Origin of the sequence: Aeromonas sp. 600886 (assembly GCF_049174935.1) — a bacterium.
Classification (GTDB): domain Bacteria; phylum Pseudomonadota; class Gammaproteobacteria; order Enterobacterales; family Aeromonadaceae; genus Aeromonas; species Aeromonas veronii_A.
In genome coordinates this window covers 1-12,265 of the sequence record NZ_JAAKUB010000029.1, presented here as the reverse complement: position 1 = coordinate 12,265, position 12,265 = coordinate 1, and the positions used below count along the sequence as shown (strand labels likewise).

Below are 12,265 nucleotides of genomic sequence, written 5' to 3'. Positions count from 1 at the left end.
TTTTCCTCTGTGCCAGCCTTAGTGGGCCGCGCTCATGTCACTGGCGTGTTTCTGGACATACTGGGTCAACATGCGAGCCTGTTCCGGGGTCAGGGAGGTACGAGATTCCATCCCCTTGATGACGCCGATCCACTGGTTGGCATTGAAGTGATCCAGCGCGGTGAGGCCGTGGCAGCCGGTACAGTTATTGGACATCAGGGTGGAGGCGTATTGCCACAGCTTGCCCTGATCGCCGATGAGCTGGCTCTGGTCTACCCAGGCGGTCAGCTTGACCTGATGCCAGGTGAGGTTGGTGGCGCTGTCGGTTTCGCTCTGGCCGGTGACCAGCGCTTTCTTGGCGGCATCGCCGACCAGTACGCTAAGGATCCGTTTGCCCGGTGCGGCGTAGAATACTTCGCTCACACCATCCTGTTGCCAGCCTTCGATCTGCACCTTGGCGCGGCCATTTTCGTTGGCCAGCACTTCCACCTTGGTGGAGGGCATCAGGGTACCTTCGTCGGTCTTGGCAGCGGCATCAAGGAACAGCGGGGTGGTGGCGATGGCGTAGCGGGTGGTGACATTGGCCGGGGTCTGGGCCGCAGCCTGCGCCAGCTCGCTGGCACCGGCGGCAGCCAGGCCGCTCATGTCAGGCATGATGTGGGCGACACCGCGGTGGCAGTCGATACAGGTCTGGCCTTCCTTGATGGCGACCGGGTGCTCGGCACGGGCATTGGGGCGTTGGGCCAGAATGTCCATCGCCTCGTAGCTGTGGCAGCTGCGGCAGGTGGCGGAGTCGTTGGCTTTCAGCTCGTCCCACACGGACTGAGCCATCCGCAGCTTGTGGGCTTCATACTTTTCCGGGGTATCCAGGGTGCCGATCGCCTCGTGATAGATATCCTTCACGGCGCGGATCTTGGTCCACAGGTAGGAGGTGGGGTCGCCCGGGATGTGGCAGTCGGCGCACTCGGCGCGGATCCCCTTGGTGTTCTGGAAGTGGACACTGCCCTGATACTCGGCGAGCGGTGTCTGCATGGAGTGGCAGGAGACGCAGAATTCGGTGGAGCTGGTCTTGTGCAGCACGGTCACGGTGACACCCAGTGCCGCGACCCCCAACAGGGCCCCGAGCAGCAGGAGCCAGAACCAGGTTTTTCTTATCAGTTTTCCAATCATGGCGGCGTTTTCCTACGGTCAATAATTACCTACATAGTACTAGTCCAATAGTAGTAGTAATGATAGGGATAAGGCGTTGACCTCCATCATGGTTTATATTTTTTGATGGAAGTCACACTCAATTCATAGTTCTGTTATTGACAATAATATCGAATTAAATTCTGTTTTATTGTATTTATCCGCTTTTGACACTTTCCTTGGCAGCTGTTAGCCCCCTCGCAAAACCCCACAAGATTCGTTGATATAGTGAACAGTGAGCCACAACGGAGTGTCGCCGATGAGCCCTTTCTCACTGCTGTGTGTCGCCGCCAACGTGCAGCTGCTGACCGAATTCGAACAGGAGCTGGCCCCGCTGCTCGGCCATTTTGCGCTGGTGGTGGTGGTCGGGCAGGAGTCGGCGGAGCTGGCCCTCGACGAGCTGGACCGCAAGGGGCAGCCGCCCGCCGTGGTGGTGTGTGACAGCGAGCTGGGGGATGGGCGAGGGGCCGATTTTCTAATCCGCCTCGGCAGCCGCCACGAGGCGTGCCGCAAGATCCTGTTGGGCAGCCAGCCGGAGATGAAATCGATCATCGAGGCGGTCAACCTCGGTCGTCTCGACTACTACCTGCAACGCCCCTGGCGCGATGGCAGCCTGCGCCGGGCGGTGATCGAGCAGGCCAGCCACTTTGTGCTGCTCCAGCCCGAGGCTGACCTGCTGAGCTATGCCGCCGTGCTCGACAACCAGAAGTTGCTGCGGGTCCACGTCGATCGCCAGTTGGCGGCCTATCGGCAGGGTTTTATGGATTACACCCACTGCAGTGATGAAGAGCTGTCGCGGGTGGTGATCGACGGCCTCTACCAGTTTTTCGATGGCAATGACGAGGCGCGGGTCTGCCGCCACTACAGTCCGGGCCATGTGCTGACCCGCGAGGGGGAGCCCAACAGCTTTCTCTGGTTTATCGCCAAGGGTGAGGTGGTGCTGCGCAAGCGGGACGAGCAGGGGATAGATCAGGAGGTGGTGCACTACCGCACCGGTTCGCTGGTGGGGGGTATGTCCTTCGTGACCGGCGAACCCGCTTTCACCACCGGCGTGACCCTGACCGGCGCCGAGGTGATCAAGCTCGACAAGCTGCAATTCTCCCGGGTGATGCAGGCGCGCAGCGAACTGCTCCCCTCCTTTACCAACCTGCTGCTGCGCCACTTCAATCGCCGCCTGCAAAACAGCATCCGCACCGAGATGCGGCTGCAACAGACCCTCAACTCCCTCGATGCCGCTCACGCCCAGCTGGTGGAGAGCGAAAAAATGGCGATGCTGGGTCAGCTGGTGGCCGGTGTCGCCCACGAGCTAAACAACCCGGTGGCGGCCATTATCCGTGGCAGCGAGACCCTGCGGGCCGCCATCCCCGATCTGGTCAATCTCGAGCTGCCAGCAACCATCAAGGGGCTGGGCAACCAGACCCTCTGTCAGGCGCTCTCCTCCCAGCCGGTCTCGACCAGCGAAATCCGTGACAAGACCCGGCAGGCGGAGGGGCGCTTTGGCGATCGTCAGCAGGCGCGGCTGGCGGTGCAGATGAATCTGGATGACGAGCTGAACTGGCAGCGCTGGTTTGCCAGCCGCACTGCCGACGAGCGGGAGGCGCTGCTCTCCCGGCTGGAGCTGTTCCAGCAGACCGGCAGCTTCCTGCGCAATATCGAAGTGTGTGCCCGTCGCATCGGCGATCTGGTCAAGAGCCTCAAGCAGTATGCCCGGCAGGATCGGGCCGAGCCCTCGCTGGTGGACTTGCACGAGGGGCTGGAAGATACCCTGATGATTTTCGAAAACCGCCTCAAGCATCATGAGCTCTGCAAGGAGTACCAGCCGCTGCCGCTGGTGCGCTGTCACCCCATCGCCCTGCAACAGGTGTGGACCAACCTGATCGCCAACAGTCTGGATGCCATGAGCGGCCCGGGGCGACTCACCATCCGCACCGGATTGCTGGATCCCGAGTGGGTCATGGTGGAGATCGAGGATAGCGGTTGCGGCATCGAGCCCGAGCTGTGGCAGCGGATCTTCGATCTCAACTTCACCACCAAGCGGGAGGGACATTTCGGCCTCGGGATTGGTCTGAGCGTTTCGCTGCAGATAGTTCAGCAGCACCACGGCCGGATCGAGGTGACCTCCGAACCGGGCCGTTACACCCGGATGCGGGTCTGTCTGCCGCTGGACGGCATGGGGCAGGCCGGTTACGGGGGCGAACCTCATCACAACAAGGAGCATGCGGCCTGAGCCGTCGCCAGCATCAATCGCGCGGCGTGCCAAACCATGTCGCCAAGGAGGAGCAATGAACAAACACTATCTGATCCTGTGTGTGGACGATGAGCGGGAGGTGCTGGATGCGGTGATCCACGATCTCGCCCCGTTCCGTTCCCACTTCGAACTGGAAGCCGCCGAGAGCGTCGACGAAGCGCGGGAGGTGGTGCACGAGTGGGAAGAGGAGGGGGGCAAGCTGGCGCTGATCCTCTGCGATCACATCATGCCGGGAACTTTGGGGGTCGACTTTCTGGTGGAGTTGAACCGGCGTGCCACCACCCGTGCCAGCCGCAAATTGCTGCTGACCGGACAAGCGGGGCTGGAGGCCACCGTCGAAGCGGTCAATCGCGGGGGGTTGCACTACTACCTAGCCAAGCCGTGGAAGCTGGAGACCCTGCAAGAGGCGGTGCGCGAACAGTTGACCGACTACCTGCTGGCGGAGGATGGCGAGAATGCCTTCCACTATGCGCCGCTGCTCAATCAGGCGCGGCTGTTTGCTGCTATCCACGATCACCCGTTCGACGAATAGGGGCAGTTGGGCTTTCGCGGTGGCAGTTGTATACTGTCTGCATATACAGTATTGCAGGTAGCCACCGATGCGACTCTTTATCGCCGAGAAGCCCACGCTGGGCCGCGCCATTGCCGATGCCCTGCCCAAGCCCCATAAGAAGGGCGACGGTTTTATCGAAACAGCCCAGGGGGATGTGGTCACCTGGTGTATCGGCCATCTGCTGGAGCAGGCCGAGCCCGATGCCTATGACGCCGCCTTCAAGCAGTGGCGGATGGAGCATCTCCCCATCATCCCCGCCCAGTGGCAGCTGGTGGCCAAGCCCAAGACCAAAACCCAGCTCACCGTCATCAAGCGGCTGATCAAGCAGGCGGACTGCGTGGTCAACGCCGGTGACCCGGACCGGGAAGGGCAGTTGCTGGTGGACGAGGTGATCGACTTTCTCGGCTACCCGAAGACCAAGCCGGTGCAGCGCTGCCTCATCAGCGATCTCAACCCGCCTGCGGTGCGCCGCGCCCTCGACAAACTGAGGGACAACAAGGAGTTCGTACCGCTGGCGGTCTCGGCGCTGGCCCGCAGTCGGGCCGACTGGCTCTACGGTATCAACATGACCCGCGCCTATACCCTGCTCGGGCGCAAGGCGGGTTGCAGCGAGCTGCTCTCTGTCGGTCGGGTGCAGACTCCGCTGCTGGGGCTGGTGGTGCGGCGGGATCTCGAGATCGAGGCCTTCGTGCCCAAACCCTTCTACGAGGTGCTGGCCCATCTGCTGACCGATAGCAACGAGCGCTTCACCGCCAAGTGGCTGCCGTCCGAAGCCTGCCTGCCGTGGCAAGATGAGGAGGGGCGGGTGCTCAACCGGGCGCTGGCCGACAAGGTGGTGAGCCGGATCAACGGCCAGCCCGCACAGGTCGAATCGGTGGAGGAGCAGGCCCGCAAGCATGCGGCGCCGCTGCCCTACAACCTCTCCAGCCTGCAGATCGATGCCGCCAAGCGCTTCGGCATGGATGCCAAGCGGGTGCTCGACATCTGCCAGAGCCTCTACGAGCGTCACAAGCTCATCACCTATCCGCGCTCCGACAGCCGCTATCTGCCGACCGACCATTTCAAGCGGGCCGAGCAGGTGCGCAGTGCCATCGCCGCCACAGCGCCCGCGCTGGCCAAGGCAGTTGCCGAGGCGGACAGCAAGATCCGCAGCAAGGCGTGGAACGACAGCAAGGTGGATGCCCACCACGCCATCATCCCCACCGAGAAGCAGGGCAACCCCGGTATGCTGGGGGCCGACGAGGCGAAGCTCTATGGCCTGATTGCCCGCCAGTATCTGCTGCAGTTCTATCCCCCGTTCGAATACAACGACAGCAAGGTGCTGCTGCGCATCGCCGGTGGCCTGTTTCAGGCCAAGGCGCGGCGAATCCTCAAGGCAGGCTGGAAGGCACTGCTCGGGGTGGAAGAGGATGACGACGAAGAGAAGGCGGGCACGCTACCTGCACTGAAGGAGGGAGAGCAACTGCTCTGTGAGCGGGGCGAACTGCAGGAGAAGATGACCCAGCCGCCCAAGTCGTTCACCGATGCCACCCTGCTGGCGGCTATGACTGGCATCGCCCGCTATGTGCAGGATCCCGAGATCCGCAAGACCCTGCGCGACACCGATGGTCTCGGCACAGAAGCGACCCGGGCGGGCATTATCGACCTGCTGTTCAAGCGCCGCTTTCTGGTGCGCCAGGGCAAGAGCATCAAGGCGACCCCGACCGGGCGGGCACTGGTGCAGGCACTGCCTGCCACCGCCACCACGCCGGATATGACGGCGCTGTGGGAGCAGAGCCTCGGCCAGATCGCCGAGCGTCACGGCAGCTATCAGCAGTTTATGGGGCCGCTCACTGAGCAACTGCACGGTCTGATCGAGGGGGCGCGGCAGGACTCTGGCGCCAGCTTCAGCACCCTGCCCAAGGAGGCGCCGGGTGCCGGCAAGCGGCGTTTTACCAAGCGCAAGAGTCCGGCGGCCAGCACGACTGGCGGGTCCCGACCGCGCAAGACGGCCAGCAAGCGCCAGACCAAGGCGGCATAACGAAAAAAGGCGCCCATCCCGGGCGCCAAAGGCATTGTTGTCAGGCTGCCTGAGTGGACAAGCTGGCACGGATCCTGTGCTGGTAGTGCAGAACCACACCGAGAAACACCAGATCCTTGAACAGGAAGAACTCGGTGACTGGCACGCCATCAACCACTTTCCAGACACCTGTCAGGGTCAGCAGGAAGCTCAGCGTCGCCAGGAAGGTGACGATAGCCCCCATGCTGCACCAGTAACCGATGCGAGGTTGCCACAGGCCCACGACCAGCCCGATGGCGATCACTATCTCAACCACCCCGATCAGGTTCGATACGCTCTGTTCCGACAGGGGGCCATAGAGCCAGCTCATCAAGGGGTGGCTGGCTACCAGTGGTTTGATGGCGGCTGCCTCGGTCGGGGTAAACTTGAAGACGCCGATCCAGAGCAGGGTCAATACCACGCCCGCTAGGGCGACCAGAAAGCCTTTGTCATGTTGCTGCATGGGGGCTCCTTGTTTAAGGGGTCAGAGTGACGGGCGGGAAGTCGATCTCGGTCGCCGCAAGGTGGTTGCCATAGTTGGTCAGGGTATTGACCACCACCTGGCCGAGCACCTCCAGCAGCAGCTCGTCATCTACGCCTGCGGCACGGGCGCTAGCAAGCTGCTCGTCACTGATCACCCCGCGCTGGTTGACCAGCGCCGTTGCCAGTTGCAGCAGGGCGTGATCAAGGGGAGCCGAGGCCTGGCCGAGTCGGGCCGCCCGGATCTCCTGGGCCGAGAATCCGGCCTTGCCCGCGAGCAGTGTGTGGGCAGACAAACAGTATTGGCAGGCGTTGGCTTGACCTATGGCCAGTGCCAGCAACTCCCGTTGTGGGGCAGTCAGACGCCCCTTGCCAAGAGCCTCGGCAAAGGCCAGGAAGCCATTGAGCAGGGCTGGCGAGTGGGCCAGGGTGGCGTAGAGGTTGGGCACCATACCCAGATTGCGTTGCAGGGTGGCCAGGGTCTGGGCGGCTGCGGGTTGCGGTTGGGATACGGGTTGGATACGGCTCATGATCTTCTCCTGTGGTAGTGAAGGTACGGGAGACAGTGTGCCGTCATTCGTGATACGGTTTATCACTCATCGTCTGCAAATAAATACTATTCGTCTCAAATATGGATCCGCTCTCTGCCCTGTTGGTTCATGCCTCCCCCGAAGCCAAGATCTTCTTCGCCGGCAACCTGTGCCAGAACTCCTCCAGTGATGATTACCCTAGTGGCGGACATCTTCATCTGCTGCGCAGTGGTGCCGTCATGCTGCGTGAAGAGGGGGGAGCCAGCTTGCTGCTCGAGGAGCCGACTCTGATCCTGTTCCCTCGGGGACGTCCTCACAAGCTTGAACCCAGAACTCTGGGGGGTTGTGATTTGGTGTGCGCCAATGTCGTATTCGGCAAGGGGGGATCATCGCCGTTGCAACTGGCATTACCGGGCTCGCTGGTGCTGCCGCTACGTGAGTTGCCTGTCCTGACGCCGGTGCTGAGTCAGCTGTTTGACGAGGCGTTTCACCCCCGCTACGGGCAGGATCCGCTGATCTCCCGCTTGCTGGAGGTACTGTTGATCCTGCTGCTGCGTCATCTGGTCGAGCAAGGGGTGTGTCAGCAGGGGATGCTGGCAGGTATTTCCGATCCCCAGTTGGCCAAGGCGATCTCGGTGATGCATCAGCGTGGGGATGAACCCTGGACGGTGGCCACGCTGGCGCGGGAGGCCGGCATGTCGCGGGCCCGCTTTGCCGCGAGGTTTCAGGAGCGGGTTGGTCAAGCGCCGCTTGGTTATCTGACCCACTGGCGCATGGCGCGCGCCTGCCAGCAACTACTGGCGGGGGAGCCCATAGTGCAGGTGGCGCTGGGGGCGGGGTATAGCAGCAGTGTTGCCTTTGGTCGGGCATTCGAGCGGGAGCTGGGGGTGAGCCCGGGGCGCTGGCTCAAGGCGCAACAACAAGCCGAATAAAAAATGGGGCAGCTAGTGGCTGCCCCGTGTTCATAACCGGTCAGCCGGTATAGACGTTCTCTTCCGGATAACGGATGCGAGTCTCGACCGGGCGGGCCAGCATAAAGGCCAGGGTCAGGGGGCCGAGACGGCCGCAGATCATCACCAGTACCAGGATCAGCTTGCCCGGCTCGCTCAGGGAGGCGGTGATGCCGGTGGAGAGGCCGACGGTGGCAAATGCCGATATGGTCTCGAACATGATTTTGTCGAACGGCAGATCCTCGGTCACCATCAGCAGGAACATCGCCAGCATCAGCACCATGGTGCTGACGATGATGATAGCCAGCGAGCGGGTCACGATCTGGGGCGACAGGGTGCGGCCAAAAGCGGTGACATGGGGCCGTTTGGTCAGAAACGCCTTGGTCGCCAGCAGCACGACCGCGAAGGTGGTCACCTTGATACCGCCACCGGTCGAGGTGGCACCGGCACCGATAAACATCAGCATCATCAGGAACAGCAACGCCGCCGGGGTCATCAGCCCGATATCTATGGTATTGAAACCGGCGGTACGGGCACTGGCAGACTGGAAGAAGGCAGCCAGCAGCTGGCCACCGATACCTGCCTTGCCGAGGGTGCCCGGGTTGTTGTGTTCCAGCAGCCAGAACATCAGGGTACCGGCCAGCAGCAGCGCCGGGGTCATCAGCAGCATCAGCTTGCTGTGCAGCTTCAGCTTGCGCCAGCGGCGGTTGCGCACCAGATCGACGATGACGGTAAAGCCGATCCCCCCCAGGATCAGCAGGCCGGCGATGGTCAGGCTGATGATGGGGTCGTCCCTATAGTCCATCAGGTTGTTGGCAAACAGCGAAAACCCGGCGTTGTTGAAGGCCGATACTGCGTGGAAGAAGCTGACGTAAAGGCCGTGCACCCAACCCATCTCGGGCACCCAGCGGATCGCCATGATGCCGGTGCCGATCAGTTGGGCAATAAAAGCGAACAGCACGATCCGTTTGACCAGCTGAATGATGTTGACCGAGCCCTCCTGTCCCAGCGCCTCCTTGGCCAGTACCTGTTGGCGCAGACCGACCCGCTTGCTGAAGATGGCGATCAGCAACAGGGTCATGGTCATCTGGCCCAGACCGCCGATCTCCATCAGCATCAGCAGGAAAATCTGCCCCTGCAGGGTGAAGGCGGTGCCGGTATCCACCACGCCAAGACCTGTCACGCTGATGGCCGAGGTGGCGGTAAACAGGGCGTTGACGAAGGTAACCTCGCCATTGTGGCTGGAGGGTTGCACCAGAAAGATGGTGCCAATCAGCAGAATGATCAGAAAGCTGCCGAGGATCAGCCGGGCCTCGCTCCAGCGAGAGTCCTGTTCCCGATGGAGGGCGAAGGCGTAGCTGCTGCGCCAGTTGATCATAGGGTTTCGAGCCAGTGGTCGATGGCGTGCTTGTTGCCCGCCAGGATCAGGATGTCGCCCAGTTGCAGCTCCATCTTGCCGGTCAGCACGTTGTGCAGCACGTCACCACGCTTGATGGCGAGCAGCTGGAAATCGCTCTGTTGCAGCAGATGGAAGTCGCCTAGTTCCCGGCCGTTCTGTTGCAGGCCAATCACGAACTCGGTCAGCACCATGTCGTGGCCCAGCTCCAGATAGTCGAACAGCCGGTTGTCCAGCATGCTCTGGGCGACCCGGCGGCCCATGTCCCACTCCGGGTTGATCACCTTGTCGGCGCCCACTTTCTGCAGGATCTTGGCGTGGAACTTGTCGCGCGCCTTGACCCACACCTTCTTCACGCCCGCCTCTTTCAAGACGAGGGTGGTGAGGATGCTGGTCTCCAGGTTGTCACCGATGGCAACGAAGACGATATCGAAATTGGCCAGTCCCAGCTCGGCCACGGTGGCCTCATCGGTGGCGTCGGCCACGATAACGTGATTGCAGAGGGCGGCGATTTGCCGGGTCTTGCTCTCGTCGATATCGATGGCCAGTACTTCGGCATCTTGCCGTTGCAGCTCTTCGCACAGCGCGCTGCCAAACAGGCCCAGGCCGATGACGGCAAACTGGTTGTTCATGAGTTATTCCTCAGCAGTTGAAGTCGCCTACTCTAAACCACTGCTATTCCCCCGAAAAGGGCTCGGGTTTTTCGTCATGGGGCAACTTGAGGTAGACTGCGCCCTTGCACCAAGCCGGGATAGACCGATGAAACTGAATGCCAACGCCTCCTTGTTGAAGCTCAACACCCTTGCCCTCGATGCGTATTGCCTCTGGCTGGCCGAGGTGGAGCAGGTTGCCGATCTGGCGACCCTGCGTGCTGATCCACAACTCAACCAGTTGCCTCGCCTCAATCTGGGCGGCGGCAGCAATATGCTCTTCACCACCGATTTTCTCGGTCTGGTGGTGCTCAACCGGCTCAAGGGGATTACCGCTGAAGATGGTGGCGATCACTGGTTGCTCCATGTGGCGGCCGGTGAAGATTGGCATCAGCTGGTGCGCCATACCTTGCAACAGGGCTGGTTCGGGCTAGAGAATCTGGCGCTCATTCCCGGTACGGTCGGTGCCGCGCCGGTGCAGAACATCGGTGCCTATGGCGTTGAGCTGGCCGACTTCTGCGCCTATGTCGAGGCGTTCAACTGGCAGAGTGGCGAGATTGAACGGATCGCGGCGGCAGAGTGCCGCTTCGGTTATCGCGACAGCATCTTCAAACACGAGTATCAGGATTCCCACCTGATCACCGCCGTCGGGCTCAAACTGCCCAAGGCGTGGCAACCGGTGCAGGGCTATGGCCCACTGGCTGCGCTCGGTGACGCGCCTTCGGCGCAGGCCATCTTCGATACCGTCTGTGCCACCCGCATGGCCAAACTGCCGGATCCTGCGGTGCTCGGCAATGCGGGCAGCTTCTTCAAGAATCCGGTGGTGCCTGCCGCGCTGGCGGAGAATCTCAAGGCGCGCTATCCGCAGATGCCCTGCTATCCGGCTGGAGAAGGGCAGGCCAAGCTGGCGGCGGGCTGGCTCATCGATCAGTGCGGTTTGAAAGGTTTTGCCATTGGCCGTGCCGCTGTTCATCAGGAGCAGGCGCTGGTGCTGGTCAATCTGGGGGGCGCCAGTGCCATGGAGCTGATCGCGCTGGCGGCTCATGTCCGCGACAGCGTGGAGCAGACGTTTGGCGTGGTGCTGGAGCACGAGGTGCGCTTTATGGGTGCGCATGGTGAAACCTGGCTCGACGAGGTGCTCTCATGACGTTGACTCCCATCAGACAGACCCTGATCACCCTGCTTAGCGACGGCCAGTTTCACTCCGGCGAACAGCTGGGTGAGCAGCTCGGCATCAGCCGGGCGGCGGTGAGCAAACACATGGCGGCGCTCAAGGAGCTGGGGTTGGATCTCTTTAGCCTGACCGGCAAGGGCTACCGGTTGGCGGTGCCGATGGCGCTCTATGATCAGGCTACCTTGCAGGCACTGGCCCCGATGGCACCGGTGCACTGTTTTCCGGTCATTGGCTCGACCAATCAACACCTGCTGGATCGGGTCAATGAGCTGCGCTCTGGCGAGAGCTGTCTGGCCGAGTGTCAGACAGCCGGGCGCGGTCGTCGTGGCAAACCCTGGATTTCGCCGTTTGGTTGCCAGCTGATCCTCAGCATGTACTGGCGACTCGAACAAGGCATGGCGGCGGCCATGGGGCTGAGTCTGGCGGTCGGCGTGGCAGTGGTTGAAGCGCTGGAGTCCCTTGGCTATCAAGGCGTCGAGCTCAAGTGGCCGAACGACCTCTACTATCAGGGCCGCAAGCTGGCGGGAATACTGGTGGAGATGAGCGGTAGCGCCGGGGCCAGTTGTCATCTGGTGATCGGCATTGGTCTCAATCTGGCGATGCCTGCCCGCGAAGGTGAGAAGATTGATCAGGCCTGGGCTGAGCTGCGTCACATCAATCCGGAACTGGTGGATCGCAATCAGTTGGCGGCCCGGATGATCGTCCATCTGCAGCGGGCGCTGCACACCTTTGAGCAGCAGGGGCTGGCAAGCTTTGTCGATGAGTGGAACCGGCTCGATCACTTTGCCGGTCGCCCTGTGCGCCTGCTGATGGGGGATCAGGAGATCCGCGGCATCGCTCGTGGCATCGACGATCGCGGCGCCCTGCGACTGGAGACAGGTGAAGGGATCAAATACTATCTGGGGGGCGAGCTCTCCCTGCGCCGGGGCGACTGAGGGTCAGCAAGGCCGCTCATGATGCCAAACAAGAAGAGGGGGCCCGCGGGCCCCCTCTTCGTTATCCGTGTCCCGTCCTGAATATGGTTTACACCTTTCCCCCCAATACATGGAGAACCCGATGGGACAAGGTGTGAAACGAAC

11 protein-coding genes are annotated in these 12,265 nt (G+C 61.9%); 6 read left to right on the top strand and 5 right to left on the bottom strand.

Features of this window, described 5'->3' with window-relative positions:
- Nucleotides 1–18: 18 nt before the first annotated feature.
- Nucleotides 19–1,149 carry a NapC/NirT family cytochrome c gene (locus G5179_RS18370; RefSeq protein WP_005339847.1) on the bottom strand — a complete coding sequence of 377 codons (1,131 nt, stop codon included), beginning with the start codon at nucleotides 1,147–1,149 and terminating at the stop codon, nucleotides 19–21.
- Between the two features lie 277 nt (nucleotides 1,150–1,426).
- Here G5179_RS18370 and G5179_RS18365 point away from each other — a divergent pair, with 277 nt between their 5' ends.
- From G5179_RS18365 to G5179_RS18355, 3 genes are all read left to right on the top strand, one after another.
- Complete coding sequence (locus G5179_RS18365; protein ID WP_421258866.1) at nucleotides 1,427–3,394, top strand: ATP-binding protein; 1,968 nt, start codon at nucleotides 1,427–1,429, stop codon at nucleotides 3,392–3,394.
- Between the two features lie 55 nt (nucleotides 3,395–3,449).
- Complete coding sequence (locus tag G5179_RS18360; protein WP_421258865.1) at nucleotides 3,450–3,947, top strand: response regulator; 498 nt, start codon at nucleotides 3,450–3,452, stop codon at nucleotides 3,945–3,947.
- 67 nt (nucleotides 3,948–4,014) lie between these two features.
- Nucleotides 4,015–5,988, top strand: coding sequence for a DNA topoisomerase III (locus tag G5179_RS18355; protein ID WP_421258864.1), 1,974 nt, complete (start codon nucleotides 4,015–4,017; stop codon nucleotides 5,986–5,988).
- 40 nt (nucleotides 5,989–6,028) lie between these two features.
- Here G5179_RS18355 and G5179_RS18350 read toward each other — a convergent pair whose 3' ends face one another.
- Nucleotides 6,029–6,469 (bottom strand): DUF417 family protein, encoded by a 441-nt coding sequence (locus G5179_RS18350; protein WP_005341854.1) that lies wholly within the window; start codon nucleotides 6,467–6,469, stop codon nucleotides 6,029–6,031.
- 13 nt (nucleotides 6,470–6,482) lie between these two features.
- Complete coding sequence (locus G5179_RS18345; protein WP_043823097.1) at nucleotides 6,483–7,016, bottom strand: carboxymuconolactone decarboxylase family protein; 534 nt, start codon at nucleotides 7,014–7,016, stop codon at nucleotides 6,483–6,485.
- A gap of 101 nt (nucleotides 7,017–7,117) precedes the next feature.
- Here G5179_RS18345 and G5179_RS18340 point away from each other — a divergent pair, with 101 nt between their 5' ends.
- Complete coding sequence (locus G5179_RS18340) at nucleotides 7,118–7,948, top strand: cupin domain-containing protein (protein WP_421258863.1); 831 nt, start codon at nucleotides 7,118–7,120, stop codon at nucleotides 7,946–7,948.
- A gap of 40 nt (nucleotides 7,949–7,988) precedes the next feature.
- Here the strand turns inward: G5179_RS18340 and G5179_RS18335 are convergent, their stop codons facing one another.
- The gene (locus tag G5179_RS18335; protein ID WP_005356363.1) at nucleotides 7,989–9,344 is read right to left on the bottom strand and encodes a TrkH family potassium uptake protein; all 1,356 of its coding nucleotides are present in this window, start codon (nucleotides 9,342–9,344) and stop codon (nucleotides 7,989–7,991) included.
- Nucleotides 9,341–9,994 carry a potassium channel family protein gene (locus tag G5179_RS18330; protein ID WP_005339863.1) on the bottom strand — a complete coding sequence of 218 codons (654 nt, stop codon included), beginning with the start codon at nucleotides 9,992–9,994 and terminating at the stop codon, nucleotides 9,341–9,343. Before G5179_RS18330 ends, G5179_RS18335 begins: the two co-directional genes overlap by 4 nt.
- 127 nt (nucleotides 9,995–10,121) lie before the next feature.
- Here G5179_RS18330 and murB point away from each other — a divergent pair, with 127 nt between their 5' ends.
- Both murB and birA read left to right on the top strand, forming a co-directional pair.
- A complete protein-coding gene (gene murB, locus G5179_RS18325; RefSeq protein ID WP_158110830.1) occupies nucleotides 10,122–11,159 on the top strand; it encodes a UDP-N-acetylmuramate dehydrogenase in 1,038 nt (345 codons plus the stop codon).
- A complete protein-coding gene (gene birA / locus G5179_RS18320) occupies nucleotides 11,156–12,121 on the top strand; it encodes a bifunctional biotin--[acetyl-CoA-carboxylase] ligase/biotin operon repressor BirA (RefSeq protein ID WP_227341803.1) in 966 nt (321 codons plus the stop codon). The genes murB and birA overlap by 4 nt, the downstream gene beginning before the upstream one ends.
- Nucleotides 12,122–12,265: the final 144 nt, after the last annotated feature.

Excerpts from the sequence above, each read along its gene's own strand:
- G5179_RS18370 (WP_005339847.1), bottom strand. The coding sequence starts at position 1,149 with ATGATTGGAAAACTGATAAGAAAAACCTGGTTCTGGCTCCTGCTGCTC.
- G5179_RS18365 (WP_421258866.1), top strand. The coding sequence starts at position 1,427 with ATGAGCCCTTTCTCACTGCTGTGTGTCGCCGCCAACGTGCAGCTGCTG.
- G5179_RS18360 (WP_421258865.1), top strand. The coding sequence starts at position 3,450 with ATGAACAAACACTATCTGATCCTGTGTGTGGACGATGAGCGGGAGGTG.
- G5179_RS18355 (WP_421258864.1), top strand. The coding sequence starts at position 4,015 with ATGCGACTCTTTATCGCCGAGAAGCCCACGCTGGGCCGCGCCATTGCC.
- G5179_RS18350 (WP_005341854.1), bottom strand. The coding sequence starts at position 6,469 with ATGCAGCAACATGACAAAGGCTTTCTGGTCGCCCTAGCGGGCGTGGTA.
- G5179_RS18345 (WP_043823097.1), bottom strand. The coding sequence starts at position 7,016 with ATGAGCCGTATCCAACCCGTATCCCAACCGCAACCCGCAGCCGCCCAG.
- G5179_RS18340 (WP_421258863.1), top strand. The coding sequence starts at position 7,118 with ATGGATCCGCTCTCTGCCCTGTTGGTTCATGCCTCCCCCGAAGCCAAG.
- G5179_RS18335 (WP_005356363.1), bottom strand. The coding sequence starts at position 9,344 with ATGATCAACTGGCGCAGCAGCTACGCCTTCGCCCTCCATCGGGAACAG.
- G5179_RS18330 (WP_005339863.1), bottom strand. The coding sequence starts at position 9,994 with ATGAACAACCAGTTTGCCGTCATCGGCCTGGGCCTGTTTGGCAGCGCG.
- murB (WP_158110830.1), top strand. The coding sequence starts at position 10,122 with ATGAAACTGAATGCCAACGCCTCCTTGTTGAAGCTCAACACCCTTGCC.
- birA (WP_227341803.1), top strand. The coding sequence starts at position 11,156 with ATGACGTTGACTCCCATCAGACAGACCCTGATCACCCTGCTTAGCGAC.